At 64.6% G+C, this 17,593-nt stretch carries 13 protein-coding genes and 1 pseudogene; 11 read left to right on the plus strand and 3 right to left on the minus strand.

What is annotated here, in order from left to right; translation table 11 throughout:
* Window positions 1–81 precede the first annotated feature (81 nt).
* The 4 genes from PST29_RS01940 (at window position 82) to PST29_RS01955 (ending at window position 6,865) form a co-directional block, all read left to right on the plus strand.
* Window positions 82–3,711: a DUF2339 domain-containing protein gene (locus PST29_RS01940; RefSeq protein ID WP_060842230.1), complete on the plus strand. Its 3,630-nt coding sequence runs from the start codon at window positions 82–84 to the stop codon at window positions 3,709–3,711.
* The gene (locus PST29_RS01945; protein ID WP_060842231.1) at window positions 3,708–5,087 is read left to right on the plus strand and encodes a DUF3999 domain-containing protein; all 1,380 of its coding nucleotides are present in this window, start codon (window positions 3,708–3,710) and stop codon (window positions 5,085–5,087) included. Before PST29_RS01940 ends, PST29_RS01945 begins: the two co-directional genes overlap by 4 nt.
* Before the next feature lie 161 nt (window positions 5,088–5,248).
* On the plus strand, window positions 5,249–6,259 hold the full coding sequence (locus PST29_RS01950; protein ID WP_060837119.1) for a class 1 fructose-bisphosphatase: 1,011 nt from the start codon (window positions 5,249–5,251) through the stop codon (window positions 6,257–6,259).
* 3 nt (window positions 6,260–6,262) lie between these two features.
* Complete coding sequence (locus PST29_RS01955) at window positions 6,263–6,865, plus strand: DUF924 family protein (protein WP_060842232.1); 603 nt, start codon at window positions 6,263–6,265, stop codon at window positions 6,863–6,865.
* A 69-nt stretch (window positions 6,866–6,934) separates the two neighbouring features.
* Here PST29_RS01955 and PST29_RS32610 read toward each other — a convergent pair whose 3' ends face one another.
* Window positions 6,935–7,699, minus strand: a complete 765-nt coding sequence (locus PST29_RS32610) for a methyl-accepting chemotaxis protein (RefSeq protein WP_371826192.1) — start codon at window positions 7,697–7,699, stop codon at window positions 6,935–6,937.
* Window positions 7,700–7,792: 93 nt separating this feature from the next.
* A pseudogene (locus PST29_RS32615) lies at window positions 7,793–8,827 on the minus strand (HAMP domain-containing protein); the annotation flags it as partial.
* A gap of 282 nt (window positions 8,828–9,109) precedes the next feature.
* On the opposite strand from PST29_RS32615, the gene PST29_RS01965 reads away from it, so the two are divergent.
* Window positions 9,110–9,364 carry a hypothetical protein gene (locus PST29_RS01965; protein WP_011058771.1) on the plus strand — a complete coding sequence of 85 codons (255 nt, stop codon included), beginning with the start codon at window positions 9,110–9,112 and terminating at the stop codon, window positions 9,362–9,364.
* Between the two features lie 33 nt (window positions 9,365–9,397).
* Window positions 9,398–9,967: a lipocalin family protein gene (locus PST29_RS01970; protein WP_060837123.1), complete on the plus strand. Its 570-nt coding sequence runs from the start codon at window positions 9,398–9,400 to the stop codon at window positions 9,965–9,967.
* A 77-nt stretch (window positions 9,968–10,044) separates the two neighbouring features.
* Here PST29_RS01970 and PST29_RS01975 read toward each other — a convergent pair whose 3' ends face one another.
* Window positions 10,045–11,409: a formimidoylglutamate deiminase gene (locus PST29_RS01975; RefSeq protein WP_060842234.1), complete on the minus strand. Its 1,365-nt coding sequence runs from the start codon at window positions 11,407–11,409 to the stop codon at window positions 10,045–10,047.
* A gap of 107 nt (window positions 11,410–11,516) precedes the next feature.
* On the opposite strand from PST29_RS01975, the gene hutC reads away from it, so the two are divergent.
* The 5 genes from hutC to PST29_RS02000 all read left to right on the plus strand — a co-directional run bounded on the left by hutC (window position 11,517) and on the right by PST29_RS02000 (window position 17,590).
* Window positions 11,517–12,266, plus strand: a complete 750-nt coding sequence (gene hutC, locus PST29_RS01980) for a histidine utilization repressor (protein ID WP_016968643.1) — start codon at window positions 11,517–11,519, stop codon at window positions 12,264–12,266.
* Window positions 12,263–12,835, plus strand: coding sequence for a HutD/Ves family protein (locus PST29_RS01985; RefSeq protein WP_060842235.1), 573 nt, complete (start codon window positions 12,263–12,265; stop codon window positions 12,833–12,835). The genes hutC and PST29_RS01985 overlap by 4 nt, the downstream gene beginning before the upstream one ends.
* A 417-nt stretch (window positions 12,836–13,252) precedes the next feature.
* Window positions 13,253–14,935 carry a urocanate hydratase gene (hutU, locus tag PST29_RS01990; RefSeq protein WP_047301154.1) on the plus strand — a complete coding sequence of 561 codons (1,683 nt, stop codon included), beginning with the start codon at window positions 13,253–13,255 and terminating at the stop codon, window positions 14,933–14,935.
* A gap of 144 nt (window positions 14,936–15,079) precedes the next feature.
* On the plus strand, window positions 15,080–16,549 hold the full coding sequence (locus PST29_RS01995) for a purine-cytosine permease family protein (protein WP_060842236.1): 1,470 nt from the start codon (window positions 15,080–15,082) through the stop codon (window positions 16,547–16,549).
* A gap of 75 nt (window positions 16,550–16,624) precedes the next feature.
* A complete protein-coding gene (locus PST29_RS02000) occupies window positions 16,625–17,590 on the plus strand; it encodes an ABC transporter substrate-binding protein (protein ID WP_060837127.1) in 966 nt (321 codons plus the stop codon).
* Window positions 17,591–17,593 lie beyond the last annotated feature (3 nt).

Below are 17,593 nucleotides of genomic sequence, written 5' to 3' on the forward strand. Positions count from 1 at the left end.
TGGGTGGTGGGGCCCGCTTGCCCGCCGAGTCTCGACACCGCCGTACCCGTTCGTCAGTGGACCGCTTAGGGATATCGACACATGCAATGGATGTTCATGCTGCTGGGTGCCTTGCTGGGCTGGATCGTCGACCAGTCCATCAGCGATGCCCTGATTGGCGCGCTACTGGGCCTGGTGCTTGGCCTGGCCATTCGTTTCGGTGCCCTGCAGCGACAGGTACTCGACCAGCACCGTGAGCTGGAGCAGGCGAAAAGCACCCTCGCCACCTTGGGTCAGCGCCTGGCCCAGCTGGAAACCCCCGGCGGTGCTGCCCAGGCGCTTGCCGAACCCCAGCACAGCACTCCGCCTGCCGAGGCAAGCAGCGGCTTGAGCGCCGCGCCCGAGCTGCAGGACCTGCCTGAATTCATCCTTGACGAAGTCCGGCCCGTGGAACCGGCACCGGCGGCTGCCGAGCTGGTCTGGGAGTTGCCCGCTGCGCCGCGTTCCGGCGCGGCGCTCGACGCCAGCCAGCCGCTGCCGGAGTCGGTCTGGCAGCCCCAGGCGCCGGCCGCTGAGCCTGCCGTGGCGCAGCCGCGGGAGCCGAACCTGATCGAGCGCGCCATCAGCGGGGCGCGCAACTGGCTGTTCGGCGGCAACACCGTGCTGCGGGTCGGCGTGGTGCTGTTGTTCCTCGGCCTGGCCTTCCTGCTGCGCTACGCCACCGAAGGCATGGTGGTGCCCATCGAACTGCGTTATGCCGGCGTCGCGGCCAGCTCCCTGGGCCTGCTGGGGCTGGGCTGGTGGCTGCGGCGGCGCAACAGCAACTACGCCCTGATGCTGCAGGGCACGGGCATCGCCGTGCTTTACCTGACGGTGTTCGCCGCCATGCGCCTGCACCCGTTGCTCGACCCTTCCGCGGCCCTGGGCCTGCTGGTGGCGGTCACGCTGTTCTCGGCGATTCTGGCCATCACCCAGGATGCCCTGGGGCTGGCGGCCGCTGCGGCCCTCGGCGGTTTCGCCGCGCCGATCCTGACCTCCACCGGTGCCGGCAGCCATGTGGCGCTGTTCAGCTACTTCGCGCTGCTCAATGCCGGCATTCTGGCCATCGCCTGGTTCAAGGCCTGGCGCCTGCTCAACCTGATCGGTTTTGTCGGCACCTTCGGCATCGGCTTTGCCTGGGGCCTGCGCTCCTACACGCCGGAGCTGCTATGGAGCACCGAACCCTTCCTGATCCTGTTCTTTGTCATGTACCTGGCCATCGGCCTGCTGTTCACCCGGCGCAAGCTGCTGGAGACGCGCGATGCGCCAGCGGACGACAGCCGCCAGGCGTTGCTGCACTGGTCGGCGCGCAAGGGCGATTACGTCGACGGCAGCCTGTTGTTCGGCCCGCCGCTGGTGGGCTTCGGCCTGCAACTGGCGCTGGTCCAGCACCTGGAGTTCGCCGCCTCCTTCAGTGCCCTGGCCCTGGGTCTGATCTACATGGTCCTGGCACGGCTGCTGATGGGCGGCCGCGCTCTGTTGCTGGGTGAAACCTGCCTGGCGCTGGGGGTGATTTTCGCCACCCTGGCCATTCCCCTGGGCCTGGATGCGCGCTGGACGTCCGCGGCCTGGGCGGTGGAGGGCGCGGGGGTCTTCTGGCTCGGCCTGCGTCAGCAGCGTCCCCTGGCCCGGATCTTCGCCTTGCTGCTGCAGCTGGGCTCGGCCCTGGCCTTCCTCAGTGAGCTGCGCCCCGGCGATTCCAGCCTGCTGGACGGTGCGCCGTTGGGCGCGCTATTGCTCGGTGCTGCGCTGCTGTTCAGCTTCGACCAGTTGCGCCGGGCCGACAAGGCCTGCTCGGCGAGCTGGGAGCAGGGCATTGCGCCGATCCTGGTAGTGGCCGGGCTGGGCTTCCTGTACCTGCTGGCGCCGCTGTTCTTGTTCACCCAGGGCACGGCCATCAGTTGGGCCCTGGCTGGGCTGGCGACCTTGTTTGTCGGCCTGCGCCTGCAATCGCGGACCTTCCTGTTCACGGCCTTTGCCGTGCAACTGTTGGGCGGTGGGCTGTTTTTGATGCGCCTGCAAGGCGCGGGCGGCGATGCCGGCGCGGTGTTGAGCGCCGGCTGGAGCGGCCTGATGAGCGCCTCGCTGATTGGCCTGACCCTGATCGGTGGCATGCTTCTGGCCGCGCGCAACGACATGGTGCGCCATGACCCGCGCCTGCTGCGGGGCTTGTCGGTGGTGCTGCTGGCCGGGTTGATGATGATCAACCTGGCGGTGCTGTTCGTGCTGCCCTGGCGTACCGCCAGCGGCGTCTGGGCCGCCAGTGGCCTGTTGATCATCTGGCTCAGCCTGTATCTGCAGCAGCGGGCCAGTTTTGCCTTTGGCCTGCTGTTGCAGGTGATTGGCGGCAGCACGTTCCTGCTGGCCGGCGCAGACGGGCTCTTGGGGGGCGTGGTCGAGGGCGTGCGTCCGTTGGCCAATGGCGATTTCTGGACGCCGATGGTCCTGGCCCTGGCGGCGCTGCTGGGAGCCTGGCGCTTGCAGCGGGGCAATCACGGCTCGGCCTTCGACGCCTTGAGCCTGGGACATCTGTCCGATCTGCTGCTGGCCTGGGGCGCTTGCTGGTGGGCATTTACCTGGTTCAAGGAAGTGCTGCGTTTCGCCCCGGCGCATTGGCAGGCGAGCCTGTTGCTGCTGATCACGGCCCTCAGCGTGCTGCTCTGTGCACTGTTGGCCCGGCGCCTGCAATGGAAGTCCCTGGGGCTGGTGTGCAGCCTGCTGATACCGGCGGGGGCTCTGGTGCTGCTGGCGTCCTGGACGTCGCGCTATCACCCGGCGGCGGATCTGGGCTGGCTGGCCTGGAGCCTGTTGTTCGTCGTGCACTTCTTCAGTTTGCGGCGCCTGGAGGCCTGGCTGCCGTCGCGAGTCTTGAGCACGGCCCATGTGCTGGGCTGCTGGTTGCTGATCGGCGTGCTGGCGCTGGAGCTGCGCTATGGCTTGCTGCTGTTGTCCGAGCAGTACAACGCCTGGCGCTGGCTGGGTTGGGCGATCCTGCCGAGCCTGTACCTGGTGGCGATGGCCGCGCCGCGCCCCTGGCCGTGGCCGGTCAGTGCGCATTCCCGTGAATATCGCCTGTATGCCGCGCTGCCCCTGGCGCTGCTGATGCTGGGCTGGTTCTGGCTGGCCAATACCTTCAGCGATGGCCGCGCCGAACCGCTGCCGTACCTGCCGCTGCTCAACCCTCTGGAACTGGGGCTGCTGTTTGCCCTGTTCGGCGTCTATGTCTGGTCGCGCAGCGCGGTGCAGGAACTGGCGATCCGCGCCGATTACGCCGAGCGTGGCACGCAATTGCTGGCGGGGATTTCCCTGTTCGCCTTCTTCACCGTGCTGGTGATGCGTGCGGCCCATCACTGGAGCGGCGTGCCGTTCCAGCCGGATGCCTTGCTTGAGTCGATGATGGTCCAGGCCGGGCTGTCCATCGTCTGGACCCTGATTGCCCTGGGCCTGATGATCGGTGGGCATCTGCGCCATCGGCGCGAAGTCTGGCTGATCGGCGCGGTGCTGATCGCCGTGGTGGTGGCCAAGCTGTTCCTGGTGGAGTTGAGCAACCGTGGTGGGCTGGCGCGGATCGTCTCGTTCATCGGGGTGGGGGGACTGCTGTTGGTGGTGGGCTATTTCGCGCCGTTGCCGCCCAAGCGCGCCGAGGCCGAATCCGTGCCCGGAAAACCGTTGGATGAAGGAGTGTCATCGTGAGTTCGAAGCTGAGCCTGGGCTGGTGGGGCGCTGTGAGCCTGTGTGTGGCGCTGTCCGCCGTGGCCCAGGACAAGCCGGGGGACTTCAAGTCCCAGGCCCCCTTGACCCTGAGTGGCGAGGGGCCCTGGTATCGCCTGGAGCTGCCGCTGGAGGTGCAGCTGCATGCCAGCCAGACCGATCTGCGGGATGTCCGCGTGTTCAATGCCGCCGGCGAGCCCCAGGCCTATGCCCTGGCCCGTCAACAGGCACAGACCCGCGAGCAGCAGAGCCTCACCGAGGTGAAGTGGTTCCCGCTGTACAGCTCGGCGCAAGCCGGCGACAGCACCCCCAGCGTGCGGGTGCAATCCAGCGCCAACGGCACCCTGGTGGAGGTGCAGCCGGCCACGCAGTTGGAGGCGGGCGAGGAAGTGCTGCGCGGCTGGCTGCTCGATGCCAGTGGCATCAAGGCCCCGCTGCAGCAACTGCTGCTGGACTGGACCAGCGAGCGCGACGGTTTCCAGCGTTTCAGCATCGAGGCCAGCGACGACCTGCAGCACTGGCAATCCTGGGGGGACGGCCAGGTGGCGCGCCTGTCATTTGCCGACGAGCGGATCGAGCAGCATGAAGTGGCCTTGCCCGGGCAGTCGGCGCGCTACCTGCGCCTGCTGTGGAACACCCCGCAATCGGCGCCGGTGCTGACCTCGGCGCAACTGCAGAGCAGCAGCACTACCAGCCTGCCGTCGCCGCTGGTGTGGTCCCAGCCCCTGCGCGGCACCGCCGCCAAGGCCGGCGAATACACCTGGCAACTGCCCATGGGGCTGAATGTCGAGCGGGTGCGCATCGACCTCAAGGAGGCCAACACGCTGGCACCGGCGACCCTGTATGGCCGCCGTGACAGCAGCCTGCCCTGGCAGACCCTGAATAACGGCCTGCTGTACCGCCTGACTCAGAATGGCCAGGACGTGCAGCAGAACGAACTGCAACTGCCAGGGCAGACCGTGCAACAGTTGAAACTGACGGTGGACGAGCGTGGCGGCGGCCTGGGGGCCGAGGCGCCGACCCTGGCGTTTGCCGTGCGCGGCACGCAACTGGTGTTCCTGGCCCGGGGCGCCGGGCCTTACACGCTGGCGCTGGGCAACCCGAGCGCGGTGGCGGCCAACCTGCCGCTGACCACGCTGATTCCCGATTACAGCCCGCAGCGCCTCAAGGAACTGGGCCAGGCCAAGGTCGAGGGCGCGGCGCCGTTGACGCCAGTCGCGGCCACGGCACCCACCGGCGCCGCGGCCGTGGGGCCGGACTGGAAGAAGATCGGCCTGTGGGCCGTGCTGCTGCTGGGGGTGCTGGCCCTGGCCGGGATGGCGGTGAGCCTGCTGCGCAAACCGGCGGCCAAATCCTGATCACTGTGGCGGGGGCAAGTGCCCTCGCGACAAATCCGTCTACGCTGAAAACCGCTGCCTGAACTCTATCTGGCAGTTCCCTGTCTGAGAGGAGGAAATGCGCCCCGACTCGCGTTAAACTGCGCGGGTTTTCAACCTCCCCCATTCCTCCGGAGCCGTCCATGTCCCGCGTTACCCTGAGTCGCTATTTGATTGAGCAGACCCGCAGCAACAACACTCCTGCCGATCTGCGCTTCCTGATCGAAGTGGTGGCGCGTGCTTGCAAGGAGATCAGCCACGCCGTGTCCAAAGGCGCCCTGGGTGGTGTCCTGGGCAGCATGGGCACGGAAAACGTGCAGGGCGAAGTGCAGAAGAAGCTCGATGTGATCTCCAACGAGATTCTCCTGGAAGCCAACGAATGGGGCGGTCACCTGGCCGGCATGGCGTCCGAGGAAATGGACAATGCCTACCAGATTCCCGGCAAATACCCCAAAGGCGCCTACCTGCTGGTATTCGACCCGCTGGACGGTTCGTCGAACATCGACATCAACGCCCCGGTCGGCACCATCTTCTCCGTGCTGCGCTGCCCGAACGAGTACCTGAGCCAGAACGAAGCCTTGAACGAAAAGGCCTTTCTGCAGCCGGGCACCCAGCAGGTCGCTGCCGGTTACGCCATCTACGGTCCACAGACCATGCTGATCCTGACCCTGGGCCACGGCGTCAAGGGCTTCACCCTGGATCGTGAGATGGGCAGCTTCGTGCTGACCCACGAAGACATCAAGATTCCGGAATCCACCCAGGAATTCGCCATCAACATGTCCAACGAGCGTCACTGGGAAGCCCCGGTCAAGCGCTACGTGGACGAGCTGCTGGCCGGCGATACCGGTCCGCTGAAAAAGAACTACAACATGCGCTGGGTCGCGGCGATGGTTGCCGACGTGCACCGTATCCTGACCCGTGGCGGCCTGTTCATGTACCCACGCGACAGCCGCGAGCCGGAGAAGCCGGGCAAACTGCGCCTGATGTACGAAGCCAATCCGATGTCCTTCCTCATCGAGCAGGCCGGCGGTTCTTCCACCGACGGTCACCAGCGCATCCTCGACATTCAGCCTGAAGGCCTGCACCAGCGTGTTGCGGTATTCCTCGGCTCGAAAGAAGAAGTGGCTCGCGTGACGGGCTACCACAAGGAGTAAGACATGGCCGCGCCCTGGCAGCCTCTGCTTGATTGGTGGTTCGGCTCAGCCGAAAAGCCGGCGGAGATTGTCGCTGCCAAGGGCCGGCTGTGGTTCGGCAAGCGCGACAGCCAGGACCTCGAAGCGCGCCAGCGCTTTGCGGGTCTGGTGGAGCAGGCACTGGCCGGCGGATTGACCGAGTGGACGCAAAGTCCCCAAGGTTGGCTGGCCCTGGTGCTGCTGCTCGATCAGTTACCGCGCATGATCTACCGCGACACCCCCAAGGCATTCTCTGGCGACGCCCGTGCCCAGGCACTGGTGGCGCAAGGCATCGCCGCGGATTTTGACCGGCGCCTGCCGGCCATGCAGCGCTGCTTCATCTACCTGGTGTTCGAGCATTGCGAGCACCTGGCGGTGCAGAACGAAGGGGTTTCGCGCTTTGCTGCTCTGCATGACGAACAGCCCGAGGATGATCGTCCGGTATTCGCCGATCACCTGGACTACGCCGAGCGGCACCAGAAGGTCATTGCCCGCTTCGGGCGCTTCCCCCATCGCAACGCCATCCTCGGCCGTGAATCCACTGCCGAGGAACTGGCCTTCCTGCGCGAGCCTGGTTCGCGTTTTTAAGCGCGCTTTCGCCGGCAAGCCGGCTCCTACGCAAGAGTGGTAGGAGCCGGCTGCCGGCGAAGCTGCTCCTCAGATACGGAAGCTGCCCACCAGATGCTGCAGGCGCTTGGCCTGTTGTTCCAGGTCGGCGCAGGCACGCAGGGTGGCTTGCAGGTTTTCCACCCCTTCCTGATTCAGGGTGTTGATTTCGGTGATGTCGACATTGATCGACTCCACCACCGCGGTCTGTTCCTCGGTGGCGGTGGCCACCGACTGGTTCATGCCATCGATCTCGCCGATGCGTTGGGTCACGCTGCCCAGGCGTTCGCCGGCCTGGTTGGCGATGCCGACGCTGCTTTCGCTCTCGCGCTGGCTTTCGGTCATGGTGCCCACCGCTTCACGGGCGCCCACTTGCAGCTCCTCGATCATTTTCTGCACTTGCTGCGCCGAATCCTGGGTACGGTGGGCGAGGTTGCGCACCTCGTCCGCCACCACCGCGAAGCCGCGCCCGGCCTCACCGGCGCGGGCCGCTTCAATGGCGGCGTTGAGGGCCAGCAGATTGGTCTGCTGAGAGATGCTGGTGATCACCTCAAGGATCTGCCCGATGTTCACCGTATTGCTGTTGAGCGTCTCGATGTTGTCGCAGGAGCTGCTGATCTTCGCCGACAGCTGATGCATGGCGGCGATGGTCTGATCCACCACTTGCTGGCCGTCTTGCGCCAGGCTGCGGGCCTCGCTGGAGTGCTGCGAGGCGAGGGCGGCGTTCTGGGCGATTTCCTGGGCGGCCGCGCCCAACTGGTTGATGGCCGCGGCTACGCTGCTGGTGCGCGAAGCCTGTTGGTCGGAGTTGAACATCGACGAGTTGGAGGCGGCGACTACGCGCAGGGCCACTTCGTTGACCTGGCCGGTGGCCGAGGACACTTCGCGGATCGAGCTGTGGATGCGTTCGACGAAACGGTTGAACGACAGCCCCAGGGTGCCGAATTCATCGTGGCCATGGATCACCAGGCGCTTGGTCAGGTCGCCTTCGCCTTCGGCGATGTCGTGCATGGCCCGGCCCATCACGTGCAGCGGCTGCATCAGCATGCGGATCAGCATGCCCAGCAGACTGATGATGATCACCACCGCAATCAGCATGGCGATGATCGCCGAGGTGCGAAATTCACTGAGCACGGCGAAGGCGGTGTCCTTGTCCAGGACCAGGGCCACGTACCAGTCGGCCGAAGGCACGCCGTTGACATGGGTGAAGGAGATCAACTGGGTCTTGCCATTGAGCTGCACTTCTTTCAGCCCGGGGCTGATGCTCGGGGCGCCCGCGGGGTAGGCCTCGGCGAGACTCTTGAGCACCAGCTTGCTGTCGGGGTGGATCAGGATCTTGCCATCGGCGCTGACGATGAAGGCCTGGCCATGACCGCCGAAGTTCAGCGAGTTGATGATGGCGCTGATGCTCGACAGATCGATGTCGGCGCCGGCAACGCCGATCATCTGGTTCTGATGCTGCACCGGGGTGGCCACGGTGATCACCAGCTTGCCGGACGAAGCGGCGATGTAGGGTTCGGTGACGATGGTCCGTTGCGCGCCGGTGGCCGCCTTGTACCAGCCGCGGGCGCGGGGGTCGTAGTCGGCGGCGCGATTGCCGGCCGGCACCGAAAACATCACGCCGTCCTGGCCGCCGAAGTAGCTGAGCTGGAAGTTGCCGGTGTAGGCGGGCAGGCCGACGCTGCGTTTCAGGCTCTCGGCGCCGCTGCCGTCCACGGCAATCTGCTGGGCCAGAGACTGCAGGAGCTGGATGCGGCTTTCCAGCCAGGTCTGGATATTGCTGGTGGTCAGGCTGCCCAGGTCCTGCATGGTTGACTCGGTGCTATTGCGCAGGGCTTCGCGCTGTCGGTAGTCGTTGAACAGAATAAAACAGGCGAACGCGACGGCCACCACCAGGGCGGCGGCGAGCAGGATCTTGTGGCTGAACTTCATGTTTCTGGTCATTAAGTGAACTACCGCGATGGGCTGGTCAACGAGGGGGCGTCAATTTGCCACAGTGGAAGGTTTTGCGCTGCAGTTATGTCGACTGGCCATCAAGGAAGATGAGGAGCGGGCGGGGAAAACCGACGAACTGCAGGGCCGGGTGAAAAGGTGCTTGATTTGCCGGGAAAATGCCTCGCTCGCCGGGCAATAAATACCCGGTCGCGCGGGGAACCAGAAGGGGGTTTTCTCTTCTAAGCTTCTGGTTGGCTGACAGGCCTTCCCCCCTTCGTCCAGGAGTTCACCATGTCCCTGCGTTCTCTCGCTCTGTTGTCCTTCTGCGTGCTGCTGGCCGCGTGCAGCAAGGTCAATCAGGAAAACTATTCCAAACTCTCGGCGGGCATGCCCAAGGCCGAGGTCGAACAACTCCTGGGTAAGCCGACCGACTGTTCGGGCGCGCTGGGTATGTCCAGTTGCACCTGGGGCGACAAGAACAGCTTTATCAGCGTGCAGTATGCCGGTGACAAGGTGCTGATGTTTTCCGGGCAAGGCCTGAAGTAAGAACCGGGGCCTCGGGCCCACGGGAGAAAAATAATGATGCGTTTTGTTTTCACTCTTCTGGTCGGCCTGCTCTTGGCCGGCTGCGCCACGTCCCGGGACGATTCGCTGGCGCCCAAGACTGTCAACCATGTCGATCTCAAGCGTTACCAGGGGACCTGGTACGAGCTGGCGCGGTTGCCGATGTATTTCCAGCGTAACTGCGCGCAATCCGAGGCGCGTTACACCCTGTTGCCAGAGGGCAACGTGGCGGTGCTCAATCGCTGCCTGACCCCGGAGTGGAAGTGGGAAGAGGCCCGGGGTACCGCCACGCCTCAGGTGCCGGGCAAGACCGACAAGCTGTGGGTCGAGTTCGATAACTGGTTCTCGCGGCTGCTGCCGGGAGCGACCAAGGGCGACTACTGGGTGCTGTATGTCAGCGATGACTACAAGACCGCGATTGTCGGCAACCCCAACCGGCGCTACCTGTGGTTGCTGTCGCGCACGCCCGAGGTCAACGAGACGGTGCGCGAAGAGTTGCTGAGCAGGGCGCGTCAGCAGGGTTATGACACCACGCGATTGATCTGGCGGGTGTCGGACTCGGCCATGGCCAAGACCTCGAAGTAGACCTGTAGGAGCCGGCTTGCCGGCGAAGGCGCTTTCATGGACGCTTTCGCCGGCAAGCCGGCTCCTGTGCCTATGGGTCAGTTGAGCAGGTCGCGCAGGACCTGGGTGAAGGCGCGGCTGCTGTCTTCTTCGGCGCCATGGTGTCCGTCGCGCACCACCCACTGGCCACCCACCATCACATCCCGCACCTGACGGTCGCCACCGGCAAACAGCCAGCGGTTGAGAATGCCATCGCCCTCGGCCGTGGCCAGGTAGGGGTCGTTGCCATCCAGCACCAGCCAGTCGGCACGCTTGCCCACGGCCAGGGCGCCCATGTCTTGCCCCAGGGCCTGGGCGCCGCCGTCCAGCGCGGCGTCGTACAAGGTCCGGCCTACCATGGGCTGGTTGGCGCGGTACAGGCGGTTGCGCCGTTGATCCCGCAGACGCTGGCCGTATTCCAGCCAGCGCAGCTCTTCCACCACGCTCAGCGAAACATGGCTGTCGGAGCCGATGCCCAGGCGCCCGCCTTGCGCGAGGAAATCCACGGCCGGGAAGATGCCGTCCCCCAGGTTGGCTTCGGTGGTCAGGCACAGGCCGGCAATGGCCCGGCTCTTGGCCATGAGGCTGACTTCTTCCGGGTTGGCGTGAGTGGCGTGAACCAGGCACCAGCGCTGGTCCACCGCGACGTTTTCGTACAGCCATTGCAGGGGACGGCGTCCGCTCCAGGCCAGGCAGTCGTCAACTTCCTTCTGTTGCTCGGCGATGTGGATATGCACCGGACACTGGCGGTCGCTGGCGGCCAGCACTTCGCTGATCTGCTGGGGCGTGACTGCGCGCAACGAGTGGAAGCACAGGCCCAGTTGCTGGTTGGCCTGTTGCGCCAGCACGGGTTGCAGGCGCTGTTGCAGCTGGAGGTAGTTTTCCGTGCTGTTGATGAAGCGGCGCTGGCCGTCATTCGGCGCTTGGCCACCAAAGCCCGAGTGGCTGTAGAGCACGGGTAGCAGGGTCAGGCCGATGCCGCTGGCGGCGGCCGCCTGGCTGATGCGTCGGGACAACTCGGCAGGGTCGGCGTAGGGCCGGCCATCGCTGTCGTGGTGCACGTAATGAAATTCGGCCACCGAGGTGTAGCCGGCCTTGAGCATTTCGATGTACAGCTGGCGGGCGATGATCTCCAGCTGTTCGGGGCTGATCTTGCCCACCAGGCGGTACATCAGGTCGCGCCAGGTCCAGAAGCTGTCGTTGGGGTTGCCGGCCACTTCCGCCAGCCCGGCCATGGCCCGCTGGAACGCGTGGGAGTGCAGGTTGGGCATGCCGGGCAGCAGCGGGCCCTTGAGCCGTTGTGCACCTTCGGCGCTGGCGTTGGCCTGGATCTGTGTCAACAGGCCATCGGGGCTGACTTCAAGACGTACATGGTTGGCCCATCCATCAGGCAGCAGCGCGCGTTCGGCGAAGAAGGCGGACATGGTTCAAGCACCCCATCGTGTGTTATTTGTATATACATATACAGACGTTTGCCTGCCCGGTAAACTCCGGCAAGCTAGTCACCTTTTTTCCTCAACAAGGATTTCCTGTGCCGACTCCGCCTGCCAAATCGCCGCTGGCTGCCCATCTGGGCGATAGTCCGGCGCCCTTGTATGCCCGCGTCAAACAGATGATCACCCAGCAGATCGAGAGCGGAAACTGGCCACCGCATTACCGGGTTCCCTCGGAAAGCGAGCTGGTCAACCAGCTGGGTTTCAGCCGCATGACCATCAACCGCGCGCTGCGTGAGATGACCGCCGAAGGCATGCTGGTGCGCATGCAGGGCGTGGGCACTTTCGTCGCCGAGCCCAAGAGCCAGTCGGCCCTGTTCGAAGTGCACAACATTGCCGACGAGATCGCTTCCCGCGGTCATCGCCACACCTGCCAGGTCATCACCCTGGGTGAAGAGGCCGCCGGCTCCGAGCGTGCCCTGGCCCTGGACATGCGTGAAGGGCAGAAGGTCTTCCACTCGCTGATCGTGCATTTCGAGAACGACATCCCGGTGCAGATCGAGGATCGCTTCGTCAACGCCCTGGTGGCGCCGGAGTACCTCAAGCAGGACTTCACCCTGCAAACCCCTTACGCCTACCTGTCCCAGGTGGCGCCGCTGACCGAGGGCGAGCATGTGGTCGAGGCGATCCTCGCCGAGCCCGAGGAGTGCCGGCTGCTGCAGATCGAGCGCGGCGAGCCGTGCCTGCTGATTCGCCGTCGCACCTGGTCCGGACGTCAGCCGGTGACCGCTGCCCGCTTGATCCACCCCGGCTCCCGTCATCGTCTGGAAGGACGCTTTCACAAATGATCCAGTCCACTCTGTTACGCGCCGCCGACTACCCGCGCATGCCCTGGAAAAACGGCGGCGGCAGCACCGAAGAAATCACCCGTGACGCCGGCACCGGCCTGGAAGGCTTTGGCTGGCGCCTGTCGATTGCCGACATTGGCGAGTCCGGCGGCTTCTCCAGCTTTGCCGGTTATCAGCGGATCATCACCGTGCTGCAAGGCGCGGGCATGCAACTGACGGTGGATGGTCAGGCCGTGCGGCCGTTGCTGCCGCTGGACCCCTTCGCCTTCAGTGGCGCCAGCCAGGTGAGCTGCGCACTGCTGGACGGGGCGATCCGCGACTTCAACCTGATTTACTGCCCTGAGCGTTATGCCGCTCGTTTGCAGTGGCTCGATGGTCAGCAGCGCTTCTTTACCCAGGCCCACACCGTGCTGGTGTTCAGTGCCGCCGAGCAAGCCTGGGTGGACACGGGCAGCAGCCCGTTGCAGGCCCTGGGTCGTTACGATTGCCTGCGTCTGGATGGCAATGCCGGAGTACTGGAGATCGCCACCGACGGACGCTGCTGCGTCATCGAGCTCACCGCCCGCTGATGTCCATGGGCCGTCGCAGTCCGGGATACGGACCGCGACGGCTACAGGTTTCCCCTCCTTATAGCTTCCCTTCGATGCCCCTCGGATGCTGGTCCGCGGCACTGGTGTGTGCGGCGCATCTTTTCCGGTCGGGGCGATGTCTCCCGCGCACCCATTTGTTACCGAACGCCCCAGGACAGCGCAAAACCGCTGTTGGGTAACAGCCTGGCGGCTGAGCAAAATCCTCTTCTCGAAAAAACTCGCTTGTTTGAAAGCCTTGTTCCACAAGGCCCGCGGTTTTATCCACGGGCTTTTCAGGGATGTCTCATGCAAGTTGGCCGCTTGATTGCATATGCTTGTATGTACAAGTAAATATGTGTGCGTAAGAGTCGATGGAATCCTCTTCGCACCTTGGACTCATCGCCGAGGAGTTTTTCCGTGACTGACAGCAAACCCACCAAATTCCGCAACGTCGAAATCCGTGCCGCACGTGGCAACAAGCTGACCGCCAAGAGCTGGCTGACCGAAGCGCCGCTGCGCATGCTGATGAACAACCTCGATCCGGAAGTTGCCGAGAACCCCAAGGAACTGGTGGTCTATGGTGGCATTGGTCGCGCCGCGCGCAACTGGGAGTGCTACGACAAGATCGTGGACGCCCTGACCCAGCTGAATGACGACGAAACCCTGCTGGTGCAGTCCGGCAAGCCGGTGGGTGTGTTCAAGACCCACAGCAACGCGCCACGGGTGCTGATCGCCAACTCCAACCTGGTGCCGCACTGGGCCAGTTGGGAGCACTTCAACGAGCTGGACGCCAAGGGCCTGGCCATGTACGGCCAGATGACCGCCGGCAGCTGGATCTACATCGGTAGCCAGGGCATCGTCCAGGGCACTTATGAAACCTTCGTCGAAGCCGGTCGCCAGCATTACGACTCCAACCTCAAGGGCCGCTGGGTCCTGACCGCCGGCCTGGGTGGCATGGGCGGCGCGCAACCGCTGGCCGCAACCCTGGCCGGGGCCTGCTCGCTGAACATCGAGTGCCAGCAGACCAGCATCGACTTCCGCCTCAAGACCCGCTACGTCGACGAACAGGCCACCGACCTGGACGACGCCCTGGCACGGATCAAGAAATACACCGCCGAAGGCCGCGCGATCTCCATTGCCCTGTGCGGTAACGCTGCCGAAATCCTGCCGGAACTGGTGCGTCGCGGCGTGCGTCCGGACATGGTCACCGACCAGACCAGCGCCCACGACCCGCTCAACGGCTACCTGCCCAAGGGCTGGACCTGGGAGCAGTACCGCGACCGCGCCAAGACCGAGCCGGCTGCCGTGATCAAGGCCGCCAAGCAGTCGATGGCCGAACACGTCAAAGCCATGCTGGCCTTCCAGAAGATGGGCGTCCCGACCTTCGACTACGGCAACAACATCCGCCAGATGGCCCAGGAAGAGGGCGTCGAGAATGCCTTCGACTTCCCGGGGTTCGTGCCGGCCTACATCCGTCCGCTGTTCTGCCGTGGCGTTGGTCCATTCCGCTGGGCGGCGCTGTCGGGCGACCCGCAGGACATCTACAAGACCGACGCCAAGGTCAAGGAACTGATCCCTGACGATGCCCACCTGCACAACTGGCTGGACATGGCCCGCGAGCGCATCAGCTTCCAGGGCCTGCCGGCGCGGATCTGCTGGGTCGGCCTGGGCCAGCGCGCCAAGCTCGGCCTGGCGTTCAACGAGATGGTCCGCAGCGGCGAGCTGTCGGCGCCGATCGTCATCGGTCGCGACCACCTGGACTCCGGCTCCGTGGCCAGCCCGAACCGTGAAACCGAATCCATGCAGGACGGCTCCGACGCCGTGTCCGACTGGCCGCTGCTCAACGCCCTGTTGAACACCGCCAGCGGTGCGACCTGGGTTTCCCTGCACCACGGTGGCGGTGTCGGCATGGGCTTCTCCCAGCATTCGGGGATGGTCATCGTCTGCGACGGCACCGACGAAGCGGCCGAGCGGATTGCCCGGGTACTGCACAACGATCCGGCCACCGGGGTCATGCGCCATGCCGACGCCGGTTACCAGATCGCCATCGACTGCGCCAAGGAACAGGGCCTGAACCTGCCGATGATCACCGGCAAGTAACCGGAGCGTCGGTTCACCCACTCTCCCTGTAGGAGCCAGCTTGCTGGCGAAGCAAGCACCGCGCGGCATCAGATGCACCGCCTCGCGAGCAAGCTCGCTTCTACAGTGGATATCGTCAGTAGTGCCCATAGAGGTTTGACGTCCATGGCTTTAGCGAATGATCGTGCCAACAACAAACCGTTGATCGAAAGGCGTTCGATCGACTACATCCCGGAAGCGGAAAGACACGGTCGTCTACTGAGCCAGTTCACCCTGTGGCTGGGTGCCAACCTGCAGATCACGGCGATCGTCACCGGCGCTCTGGCGGTGGTGCTGGGCGGCGATGTGTTCTGGTCATTGATCGGTCTGTTGATCGGGCAACTGCTGGGCGGCGCAGTGATGGCGCTGCATGCGGCGCAAGGGCCGAGGCTCGGCCTGCCGCAGATGATTTCCAGCCGGGTGCAGTTCGGCGTCTATGGCGCCGCCATCCCGATGGTGCTGGTGTGCCTGATGTACCTGGGGTTCACCGCAACCGGTACGGTGCTGTCCGGCCAGGCGCTGGGCCAGATGTTCGGTGTCAGCGACAGTCTCGGCATCCTGATCTTCGCCAGCGTCATTGTGCTGGTCACTGTGCTCGGTTATCGGGTGATCCACTACATCGGCCGGGTCGCCAGCGTGATCGGCGTGGTCGCCTTCTTCTATCTGTTCAGTCGGCTGCTGGAGCAGACCGATGTCAGCGCCTTGCTGGCGATTCGGCACTTCAGCTGGAGCAGCTTCCTCCTGGCGGTGTCGTTGGCCGCGTCCTGGCAGATCGCGTTCGGCCCCTACGTGGCCGACTATTCGCGCTACCTGCCGAGCAAGACGTCGCCGTTGAAGACGTTCTTCGCCGCTGGCGCAGGCTCGGTGATCGGTGCCCAGGTGGCGATGGTGCTCGGCGTGTTCGCCGCGGCCCTGTCCCAGGGCCAGTTCGCCGGTCGTGAAGTGGCCTACATCGTCGGCCTGGGCGGTAGCGGCGCCATTGCCGCGATGCTCTATTTCAGCATCGCTTTCGGCAAGGTGACCATCTCGACGCTGAACTCCTACGGCAGCTTCATGTGCATCGCCACCATCATCAGCGGCTTTCGCGGCGAGCTGAAAGTGACGCGCTTGCAGCGGCTGATCGCGGTGTTGCTGATTGTCGGCACCGCGACCCTGATCGCACTGCTGGGCCAGCACTCGTTCCTCGGCGCCTTCAAGTCTTTCATCCTGTTCCTGCTGGCGTTCTTCACGCCCTGGAGCGCGATCAACCTGGTGGATTTCTACTGCATCACCAAGGAGCGCTATGACATCCCGGCACTGTCCAACCCGGACGGTCGCTACGGTCGCTGGAATGTCATGGGCATCACTATTTATGTGTTCGGCGTGCTGATCCAGATGCCGTTCATTTCCACCCACTTCTATACCGGCCCCCTGGTGGCGAGTCTGGGCGATACCGATATCTCCTGGATCATCGGCCTGCTGGTGCCGGCGGCGTTGTACTACATGTGCGCGAAGAAGTGGCATGGCGCGGTGCCCGAGCACCTGATCCTGCCGCAAGAGCAGGGTGCGCCGATCGAACAAGAACTGAGTGGGACCGGCCGCGCTGCAGCGGTGTGAGTCTTGACGGGACGTGGACAGGGCTGGATGCCTCTTAACTGCCGTAAGCCAACTTATGATTAGGAGCGTCACACAATGAAAATGCATAAGACCCTGCTGACCACGTTGCTGTCCATGGGCTTGCTGGCCGCTTCCGGCGCCCAGGCGGCCGGCTGGTGCGAGTCGGGCAAACCGGTGAAGTTCGCCGGCCTGAACTGGGAAAGCGGCATGTTGCTGACCGACGTCCTGCAGTTCGTCCTGGAGAAGGGCTACGACTGCAAGACCGACAGCCTGCCGGGCAACTCCATCACCATGGAAAACGCCCTGGGCAGCAATGACATCCAGGTCTTCGCCGAAGAGTGGGTGGGCCGCAGCGAGGTGTGGAACAAGGCCGAGAAGGCCGGCAAGGTGGTGGGCGTCGGCGCGCCGGTGGTGGGAGCCGTCGAAGGCTGGTACGTGCCGCGCTATGTGATCGAGGGCGACGCCAAGCGCAAGCTCGAAGCCAAGGCGCCAAACCTGAAAAACATCGCCGACCTGGGCCAGTACGCCAGCCTGTTCAAGGACCCGGAAGAACCGGGCAAGGGCCGCTTCTACAACTGCCCGGCGGGCTGGACCTGCGAGCTGGACAACAGCGAGATGCTCAAGAGCTACGGCCTGGAAAGCCGCTACACCAACTTCCGTCCGGGCACCGGCCCGGCCCTGGATGCGGCGGTGCTGTCGAGCTACAAGCGTGGCGAGCCGATCCTCTTCTACTACTGGTCGCCGACGCCGCTGATGGGCCAGGTGGACCTGGTCAAGCTGGAGGAGAAACCCGGCGTCGACAAGAGCGTGAGCATCAAGGTCGGCCTGTCCAGGACCTTCCACGACGAGGCCCCGGAACTGGTGGCGGTGCTGGAAAAGGCCAACCTGCCCATCGACCTGCTCAATCAGAATCTGGCGCGGATGACCCGCGAACGCATCGAGTCGCCGAAACTGGCGAAACTCTTTCTCAAGGAACATCCTGAAGTCTGGCATCCATGGGTCAGCGAAGACGCGGCCAGGAAAATCGACGCGGCCTTGTAGGTC

Origin of the sequence: Pseudomonas sp. St29 (genome assembly GCF_001547915.1) — a bacterium.
Lineage (GTDB): Bacteria > Pseudomonadota > Gammaproteobacteria > Pseudomonadales > Pseudomonadaceae > Aquipseudomonas.

What these genes read in the sequence shown, in the direction of transcription:
- PST29_RS01995 (WP_060842236.1), top strand. Translation starts at nt 15,080, where the DNA reads ATGGCTTTAGCGAATGATCGTGCCAACAACAAACCGTTGATCGAAAGG.
- PST29_RS01950 (WP_060837119.1), top strand. Translation starts at nt 5,249, where the DNA reads ATGTCCCGCGTTACCCTGAGTCGCTATTTGATTGAGCAGACCCGCAGC.
- PST29_RS01975 (WP_060842234.1), bottom strand. Translation starts at nt 11,409, where the DNA reads ATGTCCGCCTTCTTCGCCGAACGCGCGCTGCTGCCTGATGGATGGGCC.
- PST29_RS02000 (WP_060837127.1), top strand. Translation starts at nt 16,625, where the DNA reads ATGAAAATGCATAAGACCCTGCTGACCACGTTGCTGTCCATGGGCTTG.
- PST29_RS01965 (WP_011058771.1), top strand. Translation starts at nt 9,110, where the DNA reads ATGTCCCTGCGTTCTCTCGCTCTGTTGTCCTTCTGCGTGCTGCTGGCC.
- PST29_RS01970 (WP_060837123.1), top strand. Translation starts at nt 9,398, where the DNA reads ATGATGCGTTTTGTTTTCACTCTTCTGGTCGGCCTGCTCTTGGCCGGC.
- PST29_RS32610 (WP_371826192.1), bottom strand. Translation starts at nt 7,699, where the DNA reads ATGTTCAACTCCGACCAACAGGCTTCGCGCACCAGCAGCGTAGCCGCG.
- PST29_RS01940 (WP_060842230.1), top strand. Translation starts at nt 82, where the DNA reads ATGCAATGGATGTTCATGCTGCTGGGTGCCTTGCTGGGCTGGATCGTC.
- PST29_RS01955 (WP_060842232.1), top strand. Translation starts at nt 6,263, where the DNA reads ATGGCCGCGCCCTGGCAGCCTCTGCTTGATTGGTGGTTCGGCTCAGCC.
- PST29_RS01985 (WP_060842235.1), top strand. Translation starts at nt 12,263, where the DNA reads ATGATCCAGTCCACTCTGTTACGCGCCGCCGACTACCCGCGCATGCCC.